Genomic DNA, 21,324 nt, shown 5'->3' with positions numbered 1-21,324 from the left:
TTGCTACTTCGCCTCAAGCCAGTGCTTGCGGCTCACGAAGTTCCAGATAGAGACCACGACGGTGGCGGCGAGCTTGGTCAGCGTCACCGGCATGGGGCCGTCGCCGAAGGCGGCCGTGCCCGCCCAGATGCACAGGGAGTTGATGACGAGGCCGATGACCGAGAGCGTCACAAAGATGACGAGCTCGCGACGGCGGGAGAGGTCGTCGCGGCGCTCGAAGACAAAGTGCATGGAGGCGAGGTAGTTGAAGACGAGCGAGATGGTGAACGAGATGACCGAGGAGATGACCGGGTCCCACCCGACCACCTGGGAGAGCAGCATGAGCAGGCCGTAGTCGATGACGAAGGCGACGCCGCCCACGACGCCGAACTTGAGGAACTGCTCGACAAGAGCCTTGATGTCCACGCACGCCTCCCGACTCGTCCCGCAACCGCGGCGCCTCTTGCCCCGCACCTGCGGCGCCTTATGCCCCGCACCCCATAATCATACAGAAGAGGGGCCCGCATGAGCGGACCCCTCCCAAGTCGCCGAAAGCGTCTCTACTAGAGCTTGCGGACGTTGGAAGCCTGGAGCTTGCCGTTCTGGCCGGTGGTGATGTCGAACTCGACAGCCTGGCCCTCGTCCAGCGTCTTGAAGCCGTCCATCTGGATCTCGGAGTAGTGGACGAACAGGTCGTCGCCGTCCTCACGAGAGATGAAGCCGTAGCCCTTGTCCGGGTTGAACCACTTGACAGTACCCTGTGCCATGTCGTGCCTTTCTTTCTCTGCCCCGCGGGGCAAAAGCTGCGCTTGCGCGCGATACCCGTGGCCGAAAAGCCACGAGGGATATGTTACCCCGAAACCGCGCCGCCAATCTCGACAATCCGTTGGGGGTCAAAACAGCGCCGCCCGGCAGCGAGCGCTTACGGCAGGCTTACGCCCATCGCGAGCGCGCCTCGCGACGCCTACGCGTGGGAGCGCTCCTCGGGGAGCAGCGCGCGCTTGACCTTGTGCGCGAGCGAGAGCGGGCCCTCGCGGCGCAGCGTGGAGCCCACCTGGCGCACGAGGTGGCGTCGCCATGGGCCGCGGGAGAACTTGGGCGTGGGCAGGCCCATGACGTCGAAGAAGAACTTCTTGCGGTGCGGGGCGAGGTCGTCGATGCCCGCCACGAGCTCGGGGCGCATCATCGAGAACACGCGCAGCGCGCCCTCCTTGACGAGCTGGTTGTCCCAGCCGTCGTCGGAGATGGCGCCAAAGGTGTAGTTGAACCCGCGCAGATAGTGGGCCTTGAGGATGCGCTCGTCGGTCACGCCCAGGCGGTTCAGGACGCCCATCATGTCGATCCAGCGGTCAAACGGCCTGGTGACGGCGTCCGCCGTCTTGTGGTTCTTCGTGGAGCCCGGCAGGTCGCAGCGGTAGTTGTAGTAGGGCTTGTCCAGGTAGACGATGGCCTTGGCCTGGCACATGGTCTCGATGAGGAAGGGGTTGTCCGCCCAGCCGGCGCCGGGGAACGGGATGAAGCGGATGCTCTTCTCGTTGAGGAAGTCCCTGCGGTAGATGGCCGACCAGATGGAGGGGTGCATCTCGATCAGCGCGGTCTGCTCGCCGATGGTGAAGGGCCTCGCGGAGGTCTTCAGGCGGTGCACCATGGTGCTCGGGTAGGCGCGCTGCTTCTTGGGGTCGTTCCAGTTGCAGATGTCGGTCCAGGGGGTCTTGATGACGTCGATCGTCTCGTCGAAGCCCGCGGCAAAGGAGAGCATGTCGCCGTACATGCCGGGCTCGATCCAGTCGTCGGGCTCGATGATCGAGACCCACTCGCCCTTGGCGAGGCCAAGGCCCATGTTGCAGCCCTCGCCGTAGCCGCCGTTCTTCTTGTCGATGAGGCGCACGCGCGAGTCCTTCTCGGCGTGGGCGCAGATGATGTCCCGCGAGCCGTCCGTGCTGCCGTCGTTGATGCAGAGGACCTCGAGGTTGCGGTGGGTCTGGGCCTCGATGCTGGAGAGGCACTGGTCGAGGTACTTCTCGACGTTGTAGATGGGCACGATGACGGAGACGAGTGTCTGGGAGACGTCGGGCATGATACCGTCCTTCATTTGAGCGGGAGACGCGATGTCGGCCGGGTGCGGCCGCACCCCATGATAGCCGAGACGTGCCGCCGGCGGCGGGCGATGGGTTGAGGGACGCGAGAAGGACAGATCCGCTCGGCAGGAGATGGCCCCCGCTCGAGGAAAACCCGCCCGGAGAAAAGTTCGCCTGACATGATCAAATGTCGGACGCGGCCGAAGCAGCTTGCCCAGCTCGTATGACAGCACCAACATATTCCCGACGGCCTCCTACGTCTTGATGGGCTAGGCAGCGCCGTTACTTGGAGATTGGGCCGCTAGCGCTTGCGCTTGCGGCCCTTCCGTTTACGTACTCGCCTACGCGCTCTGGGAAGGGCCGTCGCCACCGCACCCGCGAAGCTGACCAAGGCGGGCCGCAGTGCAATACGCTAGCTAAAGCCAGCAACTGGGACACGTTCCCCACGATGAGCTCATCTGGTGCGACGGCATCTGCCTGCGCGGGACCGAGACGGACGCGCGGGGGCGCCAGCGTTGCGGAAAGCGGGGCCAGGGCGCACTGGCACCGTTGGAACGTAGCAGAAAACGGGGTCGTGGCAGGGGGCTTCCCGGCCACGACCCCATTTGGCGGGTCTGTCCTTATGGGAGACAAAGGCTCTTGCCCTATCAACTGGGCGTTCTTCTCGGCAGAGCCTCGTCTGGAGGCGGCACGGCATCAGCGTTTGGCGATGCGTCACGGGCGGTCGTGACCTCACCCCAAAATGCGCAACGCCGCAGTCCGCCGGTAGTGACCTGACCGAGAAAAGCGCGACGCCGCGCCCGTCGCAGCCCGCCACCGCCCGCCGCGCTCCCCTACCCGAGCGCCTCCACGGCGGCGCGCAGCTCGTCGACGCGGTCGCAGCGCTCCCAGGTGAACTCGGGCAGCTCGCGGCCAAAGTGGCCGTAGACCGCGGTCTTCTCGTAGATGGGCCGGCGCAGGTCGAGGTCGCGGATGATCGCGCCCGGGCGCAGGTCAAAGACCCGTCCCACGGCGGCCTCGATCACACCGTCGGCCACCGAGCCCGTGCCGAAAGTGTCCACCATCACGGAGAGCGGGTGGGAGACGCCGATCGCGTAGGCCAGCTGCACCTCGCAGCGCCTCGCCAGCCCCGCCGCCACCACGTTCTTGGCGACCCAGCGCGCGGCGTAGGCGGCGGAGCGGTCCACCTTGGTGCAGTCCTTGCCGGAGAAGCAGCCGCCGCCGTGGCGGCCCATGCCGCCGTAGGTGTCCACGATGATCTTGCGGCCGGTGAGGCCGGTATCGCCCATCGGCCCGCCCACCACGAAGCGGCCGGTGGGGTTCACGTAGACCTCGGCGTCGTGCCATTCGATGCCCACGGTGTCCATCACGGGAGCGATCACGTAGTCGACCATGTCCGCCTTGATAACGTTCATGTCCTCGATGGCGGCGTCGTGCTGCGTGGAGACCACGATGGCCGTGACCTCGACGGGGCGGTCGTCCTCGTAGCGGACGGTCACCTGGGTCTTGCCGTCCGGGCGCAGGTAGGGAACCTGGCCGTTCTTGCGGACCTCGGTGAGGCGCTCGGCAAGGCGGGAGGCAAGGTAGTGCGGCATGGGCATGTAGACGTCGGTCTCGTCGGCGGCGTAGCCGAACATCATGCCCTGGTCGCCGGCGCCCACGAGGTCAAGCGGGTCGGTCGTGCGGCCGGCCTGGGCGTCGAAGGACTCGTCGACGCCGGCGGCGATGTCGGGGCTCTGCTCGTGAATGAGGTTGAGCACGCCGCAAGTGTCGGCGTCAAAGCCAAACTTGGCGCGCGTGTAGCCGATGCGGCGGATGACGTCGCGGGCGATGCTCTGGACGTCGAGGTAGGCCTCGGTGCGAATCTCGCCGGCGATGATCACGGTGCCGGTGGTCACGAAGGTCTCGCAGGCGCAGCGGACGTTGTCGACGTTGGCGGGCACGCCGGAGGGAGAGACGTAGCCCTCGCTCTGGAGCTGCGCCTCCTTGGCGAGAAGGGCGTCGAGGATGGCGTCAGAGACCTGGTCGCAGATCTTGTCGGGGTGGCCCTCGGTCACGCTCTCGGACGTGAAGAGGTAGCTGCGAGGGGTGGTGCTGGCGGAACGATCGAGCTGGGACATGGCGCTTCCTTTCGCTGGACGAGGCGGGCGGCCGTTACCATTCCGTCCGTCGCCGTTTCAAATGCCTAGTGATGATACCCCGCGGGTGCGGAGGGCATGCGCGCGCCGGTGCGAATCCGGTGCAAATCGCGCCAGATTCACACCGGAAGGCTAGATTCGCTTCGCGCGGACTTCCTTCAGCATGCCCTTCTTGAATTGGGACCAGCTACCGAAGAACTTCTCGTCGGTGGCGGTGGATGCCTTTCCCTCATACTTGAGCGCCGTGAGCTCGGCGGCGCAGATGTAGTCTGCCGCCTGCGAGAGTCGGTAGTCGGCCGCCGAAGCGGGGCGGTACGTGGAGCGCGTAGTCAATCGCCTTGTGAAGTGCCGCAGCGATAGACTGCTGGCCGTCGTCGTAGTAGATCTTCACGCTGTCAAAGGCCTGGAAGTACACAAGATTATCAAAAAGGAAGTCCACGATCTTTCGCCTCATGGCCGCCTCGACGTCGGCGAGGGTCGAGTACTCCCGTGTCCTGAGCACAATGAGACCGTAGCGCACGGGAAGGTGCCGGAAGAAGACGCGGAAGGTCGTGGGCTTTGACAACGCCGAGCTCTCCACGATGCTCACGCCCACGCTCACCACGGTCAACCAGCCGCGCTACCGCATGGGCTACTCCGCCTGCAGGATTCTCATCGACCTTCTCGCCGGATACGAGCTGGGGTCGCGCTCGATGGTCCTCGAGACGGAGCTAATCGTTCGCGAGTCCACCGCGGGCGAGGCGGTCGCCTAGGCGTCAGAGCCTGCCGCCGCGGTCGAGCCCGCGCCCGCAAACCTCTCCCGCCCTGCATTGGTCCCGATCCCGCAGAGCGCGAGGCCCAGGACGTCCTCGGCGGTTGCCCGCACGTCCACCCGCTCAAAGACCAGGAAGGCACCCGCGACCGCCGCCGCGGCGAGGCGCGCGTTGACCTCGGGGCGCACGAGCCCCTCCGCCTTTGCGCGCTCGATCTGGGCCTCCAGCACGTCCACTATGCGCGCGAGGCGCGGCCCCTCGACCGGAGCGGAGCCGGCACCCGCCCCGGCAACGGCCAGCATGAGCGGGCCTCCCGGGCGGGTGGCCTCGGCGAGGGCGTCGAGCAGGCCGGCGATGGAGTCCGCTGCTGAGGGCGCCGTGGAGACGATCCTCTCGACGCTTGCCACCAGGTCGTCCACCGCGCGGTCGAGCACCGCGCGAACGAGCTCAGCGCGGTCGGAGAAGTAGTAGTAGAGCGAGCCCTTGGACATGCCGCAGCGGGCGGAGACCTCCGCCATCTGAAAGTCCGCCGAGCCGCGCTCCGCCATGAGGGAGGTCGCGGCCGCCATGATCTTCTCGCGCGTGGCCGCGCTCTTGGGCGTTGCCGTGCCGGGCCTTGCCGCCATGTCCTTCTCCGTTCCCTCGTGCCGCGCCGCCAGGCGCCGTCGTGCCAACGCGTCAATCTTAGCATCTGTTCAGCTGTTTTGAACTTGGCTCAAAATTATTGGACTCCTGAATAAAACTCGCCCCGCGGGGTACCTCTTGAGCCATTGAACGCGTAACACGTCTCGCTCAAGGGAGCCTCTCATGGGAACCATCGCGCGCATCCTCGGCCGCGACCTCAAGCGCCTGGCGGCAAGCCCCGTCGCCCTGGTGGTGGCGGTTGGGGTCTGCCTCGTCCCCGCGCTCTACGCGTGGGTGAACATCCTTGCCAACTGGGACCCGTACCAGAGCACCTCCACCGTGCCCGTGGCCGTGGTCGTGGAGGACAAAGGCGCCGAGGTCCCCGGCATGGGAGAGGTCAACGCCGGCGACATGGTAAGGGAGAGGCTCGAGGAGAACCACCAGCTCGGCTGGACCTTCGTGGACCAGGACGAGGCGCTCGAAGGCGTCCGCGCCGGCCGCTACTACGCCGCCTTTGTCATACCGCCCGACTTCACCTCGACCCTCGCGGGCGTGCTGGACGGCCACCCCACGCAGGCCCGCATTGGCTACTACGTCAACGAGAAGGCCAACGCGGTGGCGCCCAAGGTGACGGACACGGGGGCAACCACGCTCGAGGACCAGATCGCCGGGCAGTTTGTGTCGCTCGCCGGTAAGACCGTCACCCAGAAGCTCCAGGGCGCGGTGGGGTCCGCCGCGGGGGATGTCGACGGGGCGAGGTCGTCCGCGCTGAAGAGCCTCCGAGCCACGCAGGGGCGCCTCGACGACCTGGCGGACTCCCTCGAGGACGCGGGCGGGACCGTGGATGCGGCCCGCGAGGCCGTGGGCCGCGCGCGTGAGACGCTCTCCGCCACGGCGGACGCGGCGGGAGGGCTCGCCTCGTCGATGGACTCCGCGCTCGGGTCTCTTTCCGACGCGCGCGAGGGGCTGCGCTCCTTTGCCCGCGGCCTTGACGACAGGCTGGGCGAGGGCGCCTCCGCGATCTCCGGACTGTCCTCGACGGCGAGCCAGGACATCGGCCGCATCGCCGGGGACGTGGGCTGGGCGCAGGGGCGCCTCGACGCGGCGCTCTCGCGCCTGCGGGCGGCAAACGACGACGTGACGGGCATGGCGGAGTCGCTCGGGGCGGCGCGCGACAAGGTCGCCTCCCTCGAGCCCGCCGACGACGCGCAGCGCGCCCTCCAGCAGCAGGTGGTCTCCGCGCTCGACGAACAGGTGGCGCTTCTCGAGGGGCTTGCCAGCGGGCAGGCCTCCGCCCTCGACGAGCTCCAGGGGATAAGCAACGAGGTGAGCGACGGGGCCAAGAGCGTGGACGGGCTCGCCACCTCGGTAAACGACGCCGTCCAGGCGGGCACGGGCTCGCTCGACGCCCTGCGGACGGACCTCGCCACGGGCGCGGCACCCGAGCTCTCCTCCGCGCTCGACGCCCTCGCGGACGCGGGCGGTCGCCTTGCCGGCGGAACCGGCTCGCTCGTGCCGATGATCGAGCAGGCGGACGCCGGGCTGGCCCAGCTCGACGCGCTTCTCGCCCAGAGCCAGTCCACCCTGGCGGAAACCGCCGACTCCTTGAGGGGCTCCGCCGATCGCATGGGCGCGCTGGCAGACGACCTCGCCGCCGTGCAGAGCGCACGGGCCCTGCCCGCCGTGGGCGACGTCCTCTCCCTCGACCCCGCCTCCACGGGCGCGGCGCTGGGCTCGCCGGTCCAGATGGTCGACGAGCCGGTGTTCCCCGTTGCCAACTACGGCTCCGGGGTGGCGCCGTTCTACACCAACCTCGCGCTGTGGGTGGGCGGCTTCGTGCTCGTGGCCATCTACAAGCTAGAGGTGGACCGCGAGGGGCTGGGCGACGTCGAGGTCACGCCCACGCAGGCGTTCTTTGGGCGCTGGCTCCTGCTCGCCCTCCTCGGCCAGGTGCAGGCCCTGACGTGCTGCGTGGGCGACCTGGCGCTTGGCGTCCAGTGCGTCTCCCCCGTTGCGTTTGTGCTCGCGGGCATGGAGGCGTCGCTGGTCTACGTGCTCGTGGTCTACTCGCTCGCCGTGGCGCTCAAGCACGTTGGCAAGGCGCTCGCGGTGCTGCTGGTGGTGCTGCAGATCCCCGGGGCATCCGGCCTCTACCCCATCCAGATGCAGCCCGCCTTCTTCCGAGCGCTGGGGCCGTGGCTCCCCTTCACCTACGGGATCGGCGCCATGCGCGAGGCGGTGGCGGGCTTCTATGGCACAAACTACGCGCGCGACCTCGCCGTCCTTGCGCTCTTTGCCGTTCCCGCGCTGCTTCTGGGCGTGGTTGCCAGAAGGAGGCTCCTCGGGGCAAACGCGCTCTTTGACCGCAAGATGGCCCAGACGGACCTCCTTGTGACCGAGCGTGACGGCGAGAAGGACGCCGGGCGCCTGGCGCTCCTGGTGGACGCGCTCGCCTCCTCCCCCGCCCACCGCGAGGCGTTCCTGGCACGGGCCGCGCGCTTTGAGCTGGCGTACCCGCGCCGCGTGCGGCGCGGCGTCGTGGCGCTGCTGGCCGTGCCGCTGGCCCTTCTCGCCCTGCTCTTTGCCCATCCGGCAAAGCTGTTGCTGCTGAGCCTGTGGGTGGTCTCCCTGGTTGCCGCGAGCGCGTACCTCATCTGGCTGGAGTACGTGCACGAGCGGCTGGCGGAGCGCGCCGGGCTGGCACGGATGGACAGAGACGAGCTGGTCGCGCTGGCCGAGGACGCCGCGCGGGCCGAGAAGGGAGGCGAGGCACGATGAGAGGGGTCTGGGAGCTTGTGCGCCGCGACGCGCGTCACGTGCGGGCCAACGCCATCGCACTAGTGGTCTTTGTGGGAATCGTCGCCGTGCCGTCCTTCTACGCGTGGTTCAACATCGCGGGCAGCTGGGACCCGTACGGCAACACGGGCAACATCCGCGTGGCCGTTGCCAACGAGGACGAGGGCTACTCCGGGGAGCTGGTGCCCCTGACCGTCAACATGGGCGAGCGCGTGGTGGCCGAGCTGCAGGGTTCCGACTCCATTGGGTACGTGGTCACCTCGGAGGCCGACGCCGTCGAGGGCGTGCGCTCGGGCGAGTACTACGCGGCCGTGGTGATTCCGCCGGACTTCTCGCGCGACATGATGACCACCTTCTCCGCCGATCCCGTCCGTGCCGAGGTGCGCTTCTACCAGAACGAGAAGGCAAACGCCATCGCCACCATAGTCACCGACAAGGCGTCCTCGGCCGTGATGGCGCAGATCGACTCCGGATTTGCCGAGGCGGTGAGCGCCGTTGGCGCGGGCGCCCTCAAGGAGCTGGGCTCCGCGCTCGACGACGACGCGGTGACGGGCCTCGCGGCGCGCCTCGACGCCGCGGTGACGGACTCCGCCGACGCGCTCTCCGGAACGGCGGGCTCCGTGAGGGACTTCGCGGACCTGCTCGAGTCGACGCGCGGGCTTCTGGGCAGCGGCGCGGGGGTGGCCGACGCGGCGCTCTCCCCCACGGCGGACGCCGGCGAGGTGCTCGGCGAGACGGCGTCGGGCCTTGCGGGGGCCGGGTCGGCGATAGACGACGCAGAGACATCCGTGGCCGGCGCGCTCGAGTCCGCGGGCGCGGGGCTCGACGGAGTGGACGCAGCGATAGACGATGCACTCGACGTCGCGGGCGCGCAGGAGGCAAGGATCCAGAAGGGCCTCTCCGCCGCGCGGGACGCCGTAGGCGAGCAGATCGATGCGCTCGAGCGGCTGGACGGCGCGCTTGGGGAGCAGCTCGACCTCATGCGCGAGCTTGAGGGGACGCTTCCCGAGGGCAGCCCCGTGCGCGAGGGGCTCGGCAGCGCGATTGCGGGCGTGGGCGGTCTGCGCGACCGCGTTGACCGGGCGCTCGTTGAGCTGCGCGACCTCTCTGACGGGCTGGGCCAGACGATGGACGACCTCGACGCCGGGGCAGCGGACGCCGAGGAGGCGCGCGAGCGGCTTAAGGGCCTCGTGGACGAGGCGCGCACGGCGGTGGGCGGCGCGGGGCAGCTCTACGACGACGAGGTGCGCGGCAGCCTCGGGAACCTTGCTGGGCAGGTGGCCGAGGCCGCCGAGCAGGCGGACGCGATCGAGGGAAACCTCGCCGGGACCCTTGCGGCCGTGGGCTCCGCGGCAAAGGACGCGAGCGACGGGCTCGCCGGGGCACGCGACGACCTCGACGAGACCGCGGACAGCCTGGACGCGGCGGCCGAGAAGCTCGATGGCCTGCACGAGCGGCTGCGCTCCGCGCTTGACTCGGGCGACGCGCGGCAAGTGAGGGAGGTTCTGGCGTCTGGCCCGGAGGGGCTCGCCGAGTTTGTGGCGGCGCCGGTCTCGGTCGAGCGCACGGCGGTGTTTCCCGTTGAGAACAACGGCTCGGCCATGGCGCCCTTCTACACGACGCTTGCCATCTGGATCGGCGGGGTGGTGCTCGCGGCGCTGGTGCGCGCGAAGCCCTCCGAGGCCGCGCTCGAGGAGACGGGCTGCTCGCACGCGCAGGCCTACGTGGGACGCCTTGCGCTCTTTGTTGTCGTGGGGCTGGCCCAGGCGGCGCTCATCTGCGGCGGAGACCTCTTCTACCTGGGAGTTCAGTGCGAGCACCCGTGGCTCATGCTGCTTGCGTGCCTGGCGTCGTCGCTCGTCTACGTCAACTTGATCTTCTCGCTCACGGCGTCCTTTGGCGACGTGGGCAAGGCCGTTGCCGTGGTGCTCATGGTGGTCCAGGTGGCCGGCTCGGGCGGCACGTTCCCGCCCGAGATGCTGCCCGCTCCGTTCCAGGCGGTCTACTCGTGGCTGCCGTTTGTGCACAGCGAGGCGGCGCTGCGGGCGGCGATGTTTGGGGTCTGGGACGGAGACTTCTGGCGCGAGCTGGGCGTTCTTCTCGCCTACCTGGTGCCGGCGCTGCTCCTGGGCCTGGTGCTGCGCCGTCCCGTGATCCGCCTGAACGAGTGGTTTGAGCACCGCCTGGAGCGCACGCGCCTCATGTGAGGCCGCGCGGGCGACGCGCGGTGCCGGTGGAGCCGAGAAACCCGCTCGGTTGCGACGGACTCGCCGGGCGCGAGCCCAAAATCGGCCATGGTTGCGACGAAATCAGGGCGATCGCGTCGCAGCCACGGCGGATTCCAGGCTCATCACGGGCCACGACTGGGCATCACCGTCGCAGTCGCCGCCGATTCCGGGCTCGACGCCGGAGCACGCGTCGCCGCTCGTCGCAGTCGCCGGCAATTCCGGGCTCGCGGTTGCCGTGCGGACATCGTCGGGACGTCGCCGTCCTTCTCGCCGGCGCTGTATACTAGGTGCGTATGTGACGATAAGAACCACGGAGAGGAACCTCATGTCCGAGACCCCCGTTCGCGTGCGCTTTGCGCCCTCGCCCACCGGCAAGCTCCACGTTGGCGGCGCGCGCACCGCAATCTACAACTGGGCGTTTGCCCGCGCCAACCACGGCACCTTCATCCTGCGCATCGACGATACCGACCCCGAGCGCTCCACCGAGGAGAACACCCAGATCATCCTGCGCGCCATGCGCTGGCTGGGCCTCGACTGGGACGAGGGCCCGGAGGTGGGCGGCGACTTCGGCCCCTACAAGCAGACCGAGCGCGCCCAGATGTACCGCGACGCCGCCCAGCGCCTCTGGGACGAGGGCAAGGCGTACCCGTGCTTCTGCACGCCGGAGCAGCTGGCCGCCGACCGCGAGGCCGCGCAGGCGCGCAAGGACCCCTTCCAGGGCTACCAGCGCCGCTGCCGCGACCTCGACCCCGCCGAGGCGAAGCGTCGCATCGACGCCGGCGAGCCCTACGTCCTGCGCATCAAGGTCCCCGAGGACCGTGGCGACGTCGTCGTGCGCGACGCCGTCCACGGCGACGTGACCTTCGCGGCGCGCGAGCTCGACGACTTTGTCATCCAGCGCACCGACGGCACGCCCACCTACAACTTCGCCACCGTGGTGGACGACGCGATGATGGGCATCACCCACGTCATCCGCGGCGACGACCACCTCTCCAACACCCCGCGCCAGGTCATCGTCTACGAGGCCCTCGGCGCGCCGGTGCCCACCTTCGCTCACATCTCCATGATCCTGGGCGCGGACGGCAAGAAGCTCTCCAAGCGCCACGGCGCCACCAACGTGGAGGAGTACCGCGACGCGGGCTATCTCTCCGATGCATTTGTCAACTACCTGGCGCTTCTCGGCTGGTCGCTCGACGGCGAGACCACGATCATCCCGCGCGACGTGCTGGCCTCGCAGTTCTCGCTCGACCACGTGTCCAAGAACCCGGCGACCTTCGACCCCAAGAAGCTCGACTGGATCCAGGCCGAGTACATCCGCTCCATGAGCGACGCCGACTTCGCCGACCAGGTCATGCTGCCCGAGCTCCACGAGGCCGGCCTGGTCTGCGACGGCTTCGAGGCCGACGAGGCCTGGGTCGACGCGCTGGCCGCGATCGTGAAGCCGCGCACCAAGTTCCCGGCCGACGTTGTCACCGTGGCGGCGCCGGTCTTCGCGACCGCCGAGACGCTCGCGTATGACGAGAAGAGCGTCGAGAAGGGCCTCGCCAAGGAGGGCATGGGCGCGGTGCTGGACGCGGCGCGCGCGGCTTTGACTGGGGTCGACGAGTGGGCGCCGGCCGCGATCGACGCGGCGCTGGAGACGCTGCCCGAGGCGCTCGACATGAAGAAGCGCCTGGTCTTCCAGGCCGTGCGCGTGGCGGTGTGCGGCAACATGGTGTCGCCGCCGCTCGGCGAGACGATGGCGCTCGTGGGCCGCGAGGACTGCCTGGCCCGCATCGACCGCGCGCGGGGCATGGCGCTGTAGGAGCCCCTCATACGACCGACGTCCGGGAGCTGCTTCGTTGAGGTGCGGCTCCCGGACGTTTTTCTGGGAAGAGTGTCGCGTTCCCGCACGTCAGCGGGTGGGGTGCGGAAATGCGACGATCTTCTCGGCAGAACCGTCGCATTCCCGCACGTCAGCGGGAGGGGTGCGGAAACGCGACGATTTCAGACCGAGAAGGACCCGCCTACTGCTCCGTGCCCTCGCCGGCGACCACGGCGTCGTCGGAGCCCGCGACCGCGGCACCGATCATGGCGGTGAGCCCGGCGACCATCATGTCCACGCTCATGGACGCGGTGCCCTCGCCCATCCCCACGACCTGCTCGGCCGCGTAGGGCACGTGCACGAAGCCGCCGCGCACGCCGGGGTGGCGCGTCGCGAGGCAGTGCAGCAGCTCGTAGAGGACCTCGTTGCAGCAGAACGTGCCCGCCGTGTAGGAGACGGCGGCCGGCACGCCCGCGGCGCGCGCGGCGTCGGCCATGGCGAAGACCGGCACCGTGGCGAAGTAGGCGTCGGGGCCGTCCGCCTCGAGGCGGCCGACGGGCTGGTTGCCCTCGTTGTCGGGGATGCGCGCGTTGGCGTAGTTGATGCCCACGAACTCGGGCGTGATGTGGCTGCGGCCGCCCGCCTGGCCGATGCACAGGACCACGTCGGGGCGCTCGGCGTCGATCGCGGCCTCCACCGCGGCCGGGCCCTTTCCAAAGACCACGGGGATCTGCGCGGTGACGACCTCGGCGCCCGCGACCTCGCGCGGCAGGCGCTGCACGGCCTCGAGCGCGGGGTTGATGGTCGCGCCGCCAAAGGGCTCGAACCCGGTGACCAGTACCTTCATGAGAATCCTCCCTTTCCTAGGGGCCGGGCACCGCTTGAGGGTATGTACACCGCCGCTTGAGGGTATGTACACCGCCCCGGATGGGTCCGGCCAAAGACGTGCAGGTCAGAGGGCTGCCGAGAAGAACGTTCTTCTCGGCGCGCGTACATACCCTCAGGGGCGGTGTACATACCCTCACGAGGCGCCCCGCGGGGCGCCGACGGCTACAGGCCAAAGACGATCATGTAGACGATCTGCGCCACGAGCATGAACAGCGCGATCGGAACCTGCTTCTTGATGACGCCGTAGGAGTCCTTCATCTCGAGGATCGCCACGGGCACGATGTTGAAGTTCGCGGCCATCGGCGTCATGAGGGTGCCACAGAAGCCGCAGGTCAGCGCCACCGAGCCGATGAGCGCGGGGTCGGCGCCGAGCGCCAGCACAAACGGTGCGCCGATGCCCACCGTCATCACGGTGATGGCGCCGTAGGCGTTGCCCATGACCATCGTGAAGACCGCCATGCCGATGGCGTAGACGATCACGCCCACGACGGCGTTGCCCTGCGGGATCACGCCCGAGACCAGCTCGGAGATCACGTCGCCCACGCCCGCGGCGGTAAAGATCGCGCCCAGCGCGGCGAGAAGGACCGGCAGCATGGAGAGCGGGCCCACGGTGTCGAGCATGCGGCGCGTGTCGTCGAGGAAGACCCGTGGGGTGTTCTTGCGCGAGAAGGCCATGAGCAGCACGCCGCCCACCACCACGCCGAAGGTCAGGCCCACGAGCGAGCTGATGTTGGTGAACAGGGCGAAGACCAGCGCCATCACGCCCAGCGAGAGCGCCGGCACGAAGAGCTTCATGCCGATCTTCTCGTAGTTGCCCTGCATCTCCTCGGCCGTGGGCTCGCCGCCCACGCCGCGGCCCACCTGCTTGAGGATGGGCGGGATGACCATCAGCACCACGAGCACGCCCGCCACGGTGGACGGGACCCAGCGGCCCACGATGAACAGGATGCCGAGCACGCACCAGAAGAAGGCGGTGCCCAGGCGCTTCTCGTTGGTCTGGTCCATGGCGTTGCGCACGCCCGCGTAAAACGCGATGAGGCCGATGAGGATGTAGACGACCTCGAGGAGCTTGTCGGAGAGCGTCACGTCGGCACTCTGGAAGAACTGGACGAACTCAGTCATCGGGCGTCACCGCCCTTCTCGGCGCGCTCGTCCTTTGACGCGGCCTCGGCCGCGGCGGAGGCCTCCTCCAGGCTGGTGGAGCCGGTCGCCTTGATGACCTTGGAGCGGCGCCTCATGAGCCGGCGGTCGATGACGTTGTAGTAGACGATGGCGGCGAGCATGGCCACGATGGCCACGGGGACCTGCACCGCGGCGAGGTCCGCCAGGCTCACGTCGTAGCCAAGACCCGCGAGCGTGCCCTGGACGAGCAGGCCGCCGGAGCCGCCGATGAACAGCACCTGGCCGAAGAACCACGCGACGTTGTCGATGCCCGCGGAGATGCCCTTGAGCTCCTCGAGGTGCTTCTCGCCGATCTTGCTGCCGTCGCGCTCGACGGCCGCCTGCTCCATGGGCATGACGACCGGGCGGATGAAGCCCGCGACGCCGCCGAAGTTGACGTTGAACGCGGCAAAGGCCACGCGCACGATGCCGTATGCCGACACGATCATGCCGGCGGAGGCGTTCTTGAGCTTGCGGATGAGGGCTGCCGCCGCCTGGCGCAGGCCGCTGCGCTCGAGCGTGCCGGTGATGACGAACGTCATGATGAAGATGCACATGCTGCGGTTCGAGACGAAGCTCTCACCAAGGGTGTCCAGGAACGCCACCGGGTCCATCCCGCCCACCACCGCAGTCGCCACGGCGGCGACCATGATGATGAGGATGGAGTCGAGCTTGAGGGCAAAGCCCGCCACGACGATGACGATTCCCAGGAGCTTGATCAGCTCTGCGGGATCCATCGGTCCTCCTTGCTTGCAGGTAGACAGTACGACTTGGGTATCGTATCCAAGCCCGCGCTCCGGGCGGGCGGCGCGGGCGGGGCTTCCCCAATTGGTAACAGTGCCGCAAGGGCGGCCCAAGCCAGCCCGCACCCTGCTAAGCTAGCTGTCGAGAACAATGGCCCGCCGTCACGGGAGACGCATATGGCAGCGAAGCCCCAGACCCTTGCCACCACCTCAGCCTTTGAGGTGCTGGGCCCCGTCATGGTGGGCCCCTCCTCCTCGCACACCGCCGGCGCCCTGCGCTGCGCGCGCGTCGCGGCGTCGCTCGTGGGCGGGCGCATCGCGCGCGTGCGCTTCACGCTGTGGAACTCCTTCGCCCACACCTATCACGGCCACGGCACCGACCGGGCGCTCGTGGCGGGCGTGCTGGGCCTAGACACCGACGACGAGCGCATCCGCGACGCCTTTGACCTGGCGCGCGAGGCGGGCCTGGACTTCGAGTTCGTCGAGGCCGGGGACGACTCCTCGGTGCACCCCAACACCGTGGACATCGACATGGAGGGCGCCGGCGGCCAGCGCTGCCAGGTGCGCGGCGAGAGCCTCGGCGGCGGCAAGATGCGCATCAGCCGCATCGACGGCGTGGGCGTGGACATCTCCGGGGCGTACGCGACGCTCTTCGTGGCGCACCGCGACGCCCCGGGCATCCTGGCCTCGCTCACCCACCTGCTGGCCATGGCCGAGGTCAACATCGCCTTCTGCCGCACCTACCGCACCGAGCAGGGCGGCCAGGCCTACTCGGTCTTCGAGACCGACGGATCCCCAGACGCCTCCGTGCTGCCCATGATCCGCCGCATCCGCGACGTGAGCTTCGCGACCTTCATCTCCGTGCCGGGCTCTGCCGTGGCCCCCGGCGTCACCGCGGCGGAGCTCTTCGACGACGGCGCCCAGCTGCTCGAGGCCTGCGCCGAGCGGGGGCTTTCCATCGGCGGCGTCATGCGTCTGCGCGAGCTCGGCCTCACGGGCGAGGAGCGCGCCGAGGCGTCCATGCGCCGCGTCATCGAGGTCATGCGCGAGGAGACGAGCGCTCCCATCTGCGCGCCGGCGCGCTCGCTCGGCGGCTTCATCGGAGGGGAGGCGCGCCTCGTGAGCGAGGGCTCCGGGCGCTGGGCGGAGGCACTCATGGGCGCCGCGCAGACCGACGCCGTCGCGCGCGCGATGGCGGTGCTCGAGCGCTCGGCCGCGATGGGCGTCATCGTGGCAGCTCCCACCGCGGGGTCGGCCGGCGTGGTCCCCGGCTGCGTGCTCGCCGTCGCCGATGCCGTGGGCGCAGGCGACGACGCCGTCGCCGAGGCGCTCTGGTGCGCCGCGGCGGTGGGCCTCAACATCCAGACGCACGCCTGCGTCGCCGGCGCCGAGGGCGGCTGCCAGGCGGAGGTGGGATCTGCGGCGGCGATGGCGGCCGCGGCGCTCGTGGAGCTGCTCGGCGGCACGCCGGAGCAGGCGCTCTGCGCGAGCTCGATCGCGATCTCCAACCTGCTGGGGCTCGTCTGCGACCCGGTGGGCGGCCTCGTCGAGGTCCCCTGCCAGGCGAGAAACGCCATCGGCGTGGCGGCGGCCTTCTCGGCGGCGCAGCTCGCCCTCTCGGGTATGAAGTGGCTCGTGCCCTTCGACCAGGTCGTCGCTGCGATGGCCGAGGTCGGTCACGCCCTGCCGTCGCGCCTGCGCGAGACCGCCCGCGGCGGCCTCGCGGCCACGCCCGCGGCGCGCGCGGCGTGCGCGGGCTGCGCCGGCTGCGCGTAGGGGGACGGTGCGGGGCGGCACGTTCTTATCGGCCCTCCCGCACTTCTCGCTATACGCCGGGAGCGAGCCCGCACTTCTCGCTTTTCATATCCAGTGCGGGCCACAACGCACTGGATGCGCGCACTCAAGAAGATCCGCCAAAAGCGAGCCCGCACTCGATGCCCATAGCCCCCGATTTTGCCCGCACTTCTCGCCCGCCCCTCAGGCGCGGGCATCGACGCCAAGGAGGCCTCGCGTGTACGAGCTGATCCAGGTCACCGACCGAACCTTCTACATCGAGAGCCCCGCCAAGATCGGCCTGGTGCGACTCGACGAGACCGACGTGTGCCTCATCGACAGCGGCAACGACAAGGACGCGGGCCGCAGGGTGCGCAAGCTGCTGGACGAGCGGGGATGGCGCCTGACGGCGATCTACAACACCCACTCCAACGCGGACCACATCGGCGGCAACCGCTACCTGCAGGCGCAGACGGGGTGCCGGGTCTTTGCGCCGGGCGTCGAGTGCGCGTTCACGCGTCGGCCCGAGCTGGAGCCCGCGTTTCTCTACGGCGGCTACCCGTGCCGCGACCTCAGGCACAAGTTCCTCCTGGCACAGGAAAGCGACGCCGAGCCCCTGACGGCCGAGGAGCTCCCCGAGGGCCTCGAGGCCATCGGGCTGCCGGGCCACTTCTTCGACATGGTCGGGTATCGCACGGCGGACGACGTCGTCTTTCTCGCCGACTGCCTCTCGAGCGCCGAGACGCTCGAGAAGTATCGGGTGAGCTTTGTCTATGACGTCGCCGCCTACCTCGAGACCCTGGAGATGGTCAAGGGCCTCTCCGCCCGGATGTTCGTCCCCGCCCACGCGCCCGCCACGGAGGACGTCTCCGAGCTGGCGCAGCTCAACATCGACACGGTGCACGAGGTTGCCGAGAAGATCGTGGGGCTGTGCGCCGAGCCGCGCTCCTTCGAGGGCATCCTGCAGCGGGTCTTTGCCGACTACGGCCTGCGGATGACCTTCGAGCAGCACGCGCTCGTGGGCAGCACCGTGCGCTCGTACCTCTCCTGGCTGCGCGACGCGGGGCGCGTGGGGGTCGAGTTCGAGGACAACGTGCTGCTCTGGCGGCAGGCGTAGGGCTCGGGCGGCGACGCACAAGTTCTCCAAAAAAGACGCTTGCGCGGCCGACGTCTTTCCCGTATAGTGTTTTCCCGCGCTGAGAGGCGCATGAAGTGGCAAATTGGGACTTCGTCTAGTGGTAGGACAGCGGATTCTGGTTCCGTCAACGGGAGTTCGACTCTCTCAGTCCCAGCCATTTGCCCCTTCCAATCGCATATGTGGCCCGTTCGTCTAGCGGTTCAGGACGCCGCCCTCTCAAGGCGGAGATCACCAGTTCGAATCTGGTACGGGCTACCAAATGGCCCGTTCGTCTAGCGGTTCAGGACGCCGCCCTCTCAAGGCGGAGATCACCAGTTCGAATCTGGTACGGGCTACCAACAAGACCGCAGGTCAGGGGATGCGTCCTCTGGCCTGTTTTCTTTTGAAGCCTCATCGCTCCTCCTTCGTGGGACACAATCTGGACACAACGGGGACTGGGACACAATCCGGGGCGCAATCGCCTTAGACCGCGACCCTGAGAGCTCCTTCCTGCCTTGCCTGCTCGCTCGGCGTTTCGGAGAACAGGCTGCCGATGAGCTGAGCCGCCTGGGCGTCGTTCTCGGGTAGCGCGTGGGCGTAGAGGTTCATCGTCAGGGTTGCCGAGGCGTGGCCGAGCCGGTGCTGGACGGTCTTCATGTCCATGCCGCCGGCGACGAGCTGCGTTGCCTGGGTGTGCCTGAGCTCATGGAACTTCAGGCCCTCGAAACCGTGGGCCTTCGTGAAGGACCGCCACCAGCGCGAGAAGTTCGTCGGGGCGATGAGGCCGCCTTTGTCGTTGCAGCAGACGGGTGTGTCCCTCGTCTGTTCGAGCGACAGAATGGCGAGCTCTTCTCGCTGGAACTGCTTCCACCGCCTCAGGTGCTCGATGGTCTTCTCGTCCACGGCGATGACGCGCTTCCCCGCCTCGGTCTTGGGCTCCTTCACCTCACCGTAGGTCGTGACCGACTGGGTGACGCGGATGGTTCCCCGTGCGAAGCTGATATGGCCCCACGTGAGGCCCAGGACCTCTCCGCGTCGCATACCGGTTGCGAGGCCGATGCGTGCGGCCATGACGTTGCCGATGCTGGACAGGCCTCGCAGGTAGCTCCGCTCCGAGGTGTCACCGCGCTTCTCCTGCCGTTCCTCGATGGCGTCACGGGACGCATAGGCCTCGTTTTCCGCCTCATCGATGGTTGCGAGCAGCCGCCGCGCCTCGGCGGTGGTGAGGGAGCGACGGTCCGGCGTGTCGCAGCGCGGTGCCTTGACCTTCTCGGCGGGGTTGCGCAGGATGAGGTCGTAGTCTACGGCACGGGAGAGGATCTGCTTGAGCAGCTTGTGGATCATGTTCATGGTGGTGCCGCTGCACTTGCCCTTCTCCTCCGTCTTGTCCCAGCGCATCTTCATGTAGAGCCCTTCGATGGTCTGGGCGGTGATGTCGCGGAGCTTGATGCCGCCGATGTAGGAGCACATGTCCTCGACGATGGTGCGCTCCCGGCGAAGGCGCGTCTTGCTGATCTCTGCCGCAGTCTCTCGAGCCTGCTGCCACTGCTCCGCGAACTCGGCGAAGGTCATCTTGTCGGCGTTGGCCGAGAGGCCGCACTCGAGATCTGCCTTGAGCTGGTCGCGCAGCTTGCAGGCATCGGACTTGGTGCCCTTGATGTTTCTCGAGACCACGTCACGCTTGCCGGTGATAGGATTCGTACCGAGGTCGATGCGGACTTTCCAATGCTTGGGGGCGTAGCTGGTTCCGTCGGGCTTCTTTACCTCCGTAATGCTTCCGTCTCCTTTTGCCATTACATTCACCTCCTTGGTTGGCGAGCGTCGTGAGCAGGTCTTTTGCTATTCCATTACGCCCCTATGGGGCGGGGTGGGCATTGATGGTGATTTCATTTCTACTGAGCATTCGTTCAGCGGTTGTAACAGCTATGCCAGCTGCAGCGGATGCCTCCTTTAGATTCATGTGCTCCTCGTTTACGAGATGGGCAAATCTGAGGGCTCGTTTGTACTTCCGCTTGCACGTATCGTTGCAATACTGACGTTTCGACCCACGCTCTTTTGTAACGATGATGGGAAGCCCGCACGCCTTGCACCTCGTTACGCGAGAATCGCGGAAGGTCTCTGTAAGGCAGAGCCAGAACGAGGTGAAGTTTGTGTCTGCTTGTGGTGCAAGTATCCCGTCTCGTGTTTGAATCCGAAGGCCCTGAATGCACGGGCGGATAATCATGTCTATAAAGAAGAGTGCTCGTTGGGGACCATATGAAATCTCTTTTCTGAGATTGCCTCCAAAGAAGGACATGACAGGGTAACGCTTGCTCGGATCTAGGGACGAAGCCATCTCTCGCTGGCTAAAGAGGTAGAGCTTCTGTTTTTGAATCTGGTGGGCTGGGGCAAAGGACAGTGCGACATGGGGACAGAAGAAGGATCCATCTGAATCTAGGTACCCCATTTTGATGAGATCGTCATCGCTTAACCCATGGTCTTTAAACTCGGCGTAGAGGCTCTTCTCTGCGGCTTCGCAGTGGTTGGTACCTCTAATGACGCGGGATAGGGTGTTTGAAGAAGCCAGGAAGTTGAGATCAGCGCTCTCGTGGTTCTCGGTGCCACCTCTCCCGAATCTAACGCCAAGGTTTTCAAAGTTCTCCTTGGAGCATGCGTCATCATCAACGAGCCGCTTGAGGGTGAGAACCAATAGGATGAGCGCCCGCGTGTCGGACACCGCCTTTAGCTCATCTTCAAAATCAGGGTGCTCCCAACTTTTTCTCCAGCTCATGAATGGAAACCATTGGGCGGTGAACTCCCTGAGCTTGCTCGGAGAATCAGCATTTATAAGCTCGTTGAGGGCATCCTCATCAGGGGTTTTAACTCCGCGTCTTGTTCCGGTCTCTTCATCAAAGTCAATCCACTGGCGATGAAGTGTTATCTCAGTAAATGCGTTCATTGACACCCCTTTAATCATTCTTATCAAGGGAAATGACACCCGTATAATAGATGTATACGGTGACATACGTCAACACCAAAAGGAAGGTGAATCATGGAGTTGACCAAGGAACAGATCACTGCAAGGCGGGAGAGACTCGGCCTGTCGAAGTCCGCCTTTGGGCGGGAGTCGGGGCTGCACGTCTCCACGATCTCTCAGATTGAGAACGGCCATCTCGTCCCGTATCCCGGGCAGGTCAAGAAGATGCTCGCTGCGTTCGAGCGACTCGAGGCGAAGGAGCGTCTCCAGAAGGTGGCGTCGTAGCC

Annotated in this window: 18 protein-coding genes and 3 tRNA genes; 10 read left to right on the top strand and 11 right to left on the bottom strand. The window is 67.4% G+C overall.

Annotated elements, in window-relative coordinates:
• Positions 1–3: 3 nt before the first annotated feature.
• The 5 genes from B5F85_RS02900 to B5F85_RS02880 form a co-directional block, all read right to left on the bottom strand.
• Entirely contained in the window at positions 4–405 is a 402-nt protein-coding gene (locus tag B5F85_RS02900; RefSeq protein WP_239386624.1) for a GtrA family protein, read from the bottom strand.
• A gap of 137 nt (positions 406–542) precedes the next feature.
• On the bottom strand, positions 543–746 hold the full coding sequence (locus B5F85_RS02895) for a cold-shock protein (RefSeq protein WP_072371401.1): 204 nt from the start codon (positions 744–746) through the stop codon (positions 543–545).
• 197 nt (positions 747–943) lie between these two features.
• Positions 944–2,056, bottom strand: coding sequence for a glycosyltransferase (locus tag B5F85_RS02890; RefSeq protein WP_158094546.1), 1,113 nt, complete (start codon positions 2,054–2,056; stop codon positions 944–946).
• Positions 2,057–2,890: 834 nt separating this feature from the next.
• The gene (gene metK, locus B5F85_RS02885; RefSeq protein WP_087314222.1) at positions 2,891–4,177 is read right to left on the bottom strand and encodes a methionine adenosyltransferase; all 1,287 of its coding nucleotides are present in this window, start codon (positions 4,175–4,177) and stop codon (positions 2,891–2,893) included.
• Positions 4,178–4,424: 247 nt separating this feature from the next.
• Positions 4,425–4,760, bottom strand: a complete 336-nt coding sequence (locus B5F85_RS02880; RefSeq protein WP_204204610.1) for a hypothetical protein — start codon at positions 4,758–4,760, stop codon at positions 4,425–4,427.
• Between B5F85_RS02880 and B5F85_RS02875 the strand changes: the two genes are divergently transcribed.
• Positions 4,747–4,947 (top strand): substrate-binding domain-containing protein, encoded by a 201-nt coding sequence (locus B5F85_RS02875; RefSeq protein ID WP_239386622.1) that lies wholly within the window; start codon positions 4,747–4,749, stop codon positions 4,945–4,947. The two genes, B5F85_RS02880 and B5F85_RS02875, sit on opposite strands and share 14 nt — an antisense overlap.
• Here B5F85_RS02875 and B5F85_RS02870 read toward each other — a convergent pair.
• Positions 4,944–5,573: a TetR/AcrR family transcriptional regulator gene (locus tag B5F85_RS02870; protein WP_087314218.1), complete on the bottom strand. Its 630-nt coding sequence runs from the start codon at positions 5,571–5,573 to the stop codon at positions 4,944–4,946. The genes B5F85_RS02875 and B5F85_RS02870 overlap by 4 nt on opposite strands.
• Positions 5,574–5,754: 181 nt before the next feature.
• On the opposite strand from B5F85_RS02870, the gene B5F85_RS02865 reads away from it, so the two are divergent.
• The 3 genes from B5F85_RS02865 (at position 5,755) to gltX (ending at position 12,399) form a co-directional block, all read left to right on the top strand.
• Entirely contained in the window at positions 5,755–8,349 is a 2,595-nt protein-coding gene (locus B5F85_RS02865) for a YhgE/Pip domain-containing protein (RefSeq protein WP_087314216.1), read from the top strand.
• Positions 8,346–10,574: a YhgE/Pip domain-containing protein gene (locus tag B5F85_RS02860; RefSeq protein ID WP_087314214.1), complete on the top strand. Its 2,229-nt coding sequence runs from the start codon at positions 8,346–8,348 to the stop codon at positions 10,572–10,574. Before B5F85_RS02865 ends, B5F85_RS02860 begins: the two co-directional genes overlap by 4 nt.
• 346 nt (positions 10,575–10,920) lie before the next feature.
• A complete protein-coding gene (gltX, locus tag B5F85_RS02855) occupies positions 10,921–12,399 on the top strand; it encodes a glutamate--tRNA ligase (RefSeq protein WP_087314212.1) in 1,479 nt (492 codons plus the stop codon).
• Positions 12,400–12,601: 202 nt separating this feature from the next.
• Here gltX and pcp read toward each other — a convergent pair whose 3' ends face one another.
• The 3 genes from pcp to B5F85_RS02840 all read right to left on the bottom strand — a co-directional run bounded on the left by pcp (position 12,602) and on the right by B5F85_RS02840 (position 15,185).
• Complete coding sequence (gene pcp / locus B5F85_RS02850; RefSeq protein ID WP_087314210.1) at positions 12,602–13,246, bottom strand: pyroglutamyl-peptidase I; 645 nt, start codon at positions 13,244–13,246, stop codon at positions 12,602–12,604.
• A gap of 203 nt (positions 13,247–13,449) precedes the next feature.
• Positions 13,450–14,409 carry a DUF979 domain-containing protein gene (locus B5F85_RS02845; protein ID WP_087314208.1) on the bottom strand — a complete coding sequence of 320 codons (960 nt, stop codon included), beginning with the start codon at positions 14,407–14,409 and terminating at the stop codon, positions 13,450–13,452.
• Positions 14,406–15,185, bottom strand: a complete 780-nt coding sequence (locus B5F85_RS02840) for a DUF969 family protein (protein ID WP_087314206.1) — start codon at positions 15,183–15,185, stop codon at positions 14,406–14,408. Before B5F85_RS02840 ends, B5F85_RS02845 begins: the two co-directional genes overlap by 4 nt.
• 183 nt (positions 15,186–15,368) lie before the next feature.
• Here B5F85_RS02840 and sdaAA point away from each other — a divergent pair, with 183 nt between their 5' ends.
• The 5 genes from sdaAA (at position 15,369) to B5F85_RS02815 (ending at position 18,440) form a co-directional block, all read left to right on the top strand.
• Complete coding sequence (sdaAA, locus tag B5F85_RS02835) at positions 15,369–16,967, top strand: L-serine ammonia-lyase, iron-sulfur-dependent, subunit alpha (protein ID WP_087314204.1); 1,599 nt, start codon at positions 15,369–15,371, stop codon at positions 16,965–16,967.
• A 235-nt stretch (positions 16,968–17,202) separates the two neighbouring features.
• Complete coding sequence (locus B5F85_RS02830; RefSeq protein WP_087314202.1) at positions 17,203–18,081, top strand: MBL fold metallo-hydrolase; 879 nt, start codon at positions 17,203–17,205, stop codon at positions 18,079–18,081.
• Positions 18,082–18,185: 104 nt separating this feature from the next.
• Positions 18,186–18,259 (top strand) — tRNA-Gln (locus tag B5F85_RS02825).
• 24 nt (positions 18,260–18,283) lie between these two features.
• Positions 18,284–18,360, top strand: a tRNA-Glu gene (locus B5F85_RS02820).
• 3 nt (positions 18,361–18,363) lie between these two features.
• A tRNA-Glu gene (locus B5F85_RS02815) sits at positions 18,364–18,440 on the top strand.
• 124 nt (positions 18,441–18,564) lie between these two features.
• Here the strand turns inward: B5F85_RS02815 and B5F85_RS02810 are convergent.
• Complete coding sequence (locus B5F85_RS02810; protein WP_087314200.1) at positions 18,565–19,875, bottom strand: site-specific integrase; 1,311 nt, start codon at positions 19,873–19,875, stop codon at positions 18,565–18,567.
• Between the two features lie 61 nt (positions 19,876–19,936).
• On the bottom strand, positions 19,937–21,019 hold the full coding sequence (locus B5F85_RS10520; RefSeq protein ID WP_143786119.1) for a hypothetical protein: 1,083 nt from the start codon (positions 21,017–21,019) through the stop codon (positions 19,937–19,939).
• 93 nt (positions 21,020–21,112) lie between these two features.
• On the opposite strand from B5F85_RS10520, the gene B5F85_RS02805 reads away from it, so the two are divergent.
• Positions 21,113–21,322, top strand: coding sequence for a helix-turn-helix transcriptional regulator (locus B5F85_RS02805; RefSeq protein ID WP_087314198.1), 210 nt, complete (start codon positions 21,113–21,115; stop codon positions 21,320–21,322).
• Positions 21,323–21,324: the final 2 nt, after the last annotated feature.

Origin of the sequence: Olsenella sp. An293 (genome assembly GCF_002159495.1) — a bacterium.
Lineage (GTDB): Bacteria > Actinomycetota > Coriobacteriia > Coriobacteriales > Atopobiaceae > Thermophilibacter.
The sequence above is the reverse complement of the archived record's forward strand: the minus strand, read 5'-3'. Positions and strand labels throughout refer to the sequence as shown.

What these genes read in the sequence shown, in the direction of transcription:
- B5F85_RS02895 (WP_072371401.1), bottom strand. Translation starts at nt 746, where the DNA reads ATGGCACAGGGTACTGTCAAGTGGTTCAACCCGGACAAGGGCTACGGC.
- B5F85_RS02890 (WP_158094546.1), bottom strand. Translation starts at nt 2,056, where the DNA reads ATGCCCGACGTCTCCCAGACACTCGTCTCCGTCATCGTGCCCATCTAC.
- metK (WP_087314222.1), bottom strand. Translation starts at nt 4,177, where the DNA reads ATGTCCCAGCTCGATCGTTCCGCCAGCACCACCCCTCGCAGCTACCTC.
- B5F85_RS02870 (WP_087314218.1), bottom strand. Translation starts at nt 5,573, where the DNA reads ATGGCGGCAAGGCCCGGCACGGCAACGCCCAAGAGCGCGGCCACGCGC.
- B5F85_RS02865 (WP_087314216.1), top strand. Translation starts at nt 5,755, where the DNA reads ATGGGAACCATCGCGCGCATCCTCGGCCGCGACCTCAAGCGCCTGGCG.
- B5F85_RS02860 (WP_087314214.1), top strand. Translation starts at nt 8,346, where the DNA reads ATGAGAGGGGTCTGGGAGCTTGTGCGCCGCGACGCGCGTCACGTGCGG.
- gltX (WP_087314212.1), top strand. Translation starts at nt 10,921, where the DNA reads ATGTCCGAGACCCCCGTTCGCGTGCGCTTTGCGCCCTCGCCCACCGGC.
- pcp (WP_087314210.1), bottom strand. Translation starts at nt 13,246, where the DNA reads ATGAAGGTACTGGTCACCGGGTTCGAGCCCTTTGGCGGCGCGACCATC.
- B5F85_RS02845 (WP_087314208.1), bottom strand. Translation starts at nt 14,409, where the DNA reads ATGACTGAGTTCGTCCAGTTCTTCCAGAGTGCCGACGTGACGCTCTCC.
- B5F85_RS02840 (WP_087314206.1), bottom strand. Translation starts at nt 15,185, where the DNA reads ATGGATCCCGCAGAGCTGATCAAGCTCCTGGGAATCGTCATCGTCGTG.
- sdaAA (WP_087314204.1), top strand. Translation starts at nt 15,369, where the DNA reads ATGGCAGCGAAGCCCCAGACCCTTGCCACCACCTCAGCCTTTGAGGTG.
- B5F85_RS02810 (WP_087314200.1), bottom strand. Translation starts at nt 19,875, where the DNA reads ATGGCAAAAGGAGACGGAAGCATTACGGAGGTAAAGAAGCCCGACGGA.
- B5F85_RS10520 (WP_143786119.1), bottom strand. Translation starts at nt 21,019, where the DNA reads ATGAACGCATTTACTGAGATAACACTTCATCGCCAGTGGATTGACTTT.
- B5F85_RS02805 (WP_087314198.1), top strand. Translation starts at nt 21,113, where the DNA reads ATGGAGTTGACCAAGGAACAGATCACTGCAAGGCGGGAGAGACTCGGC.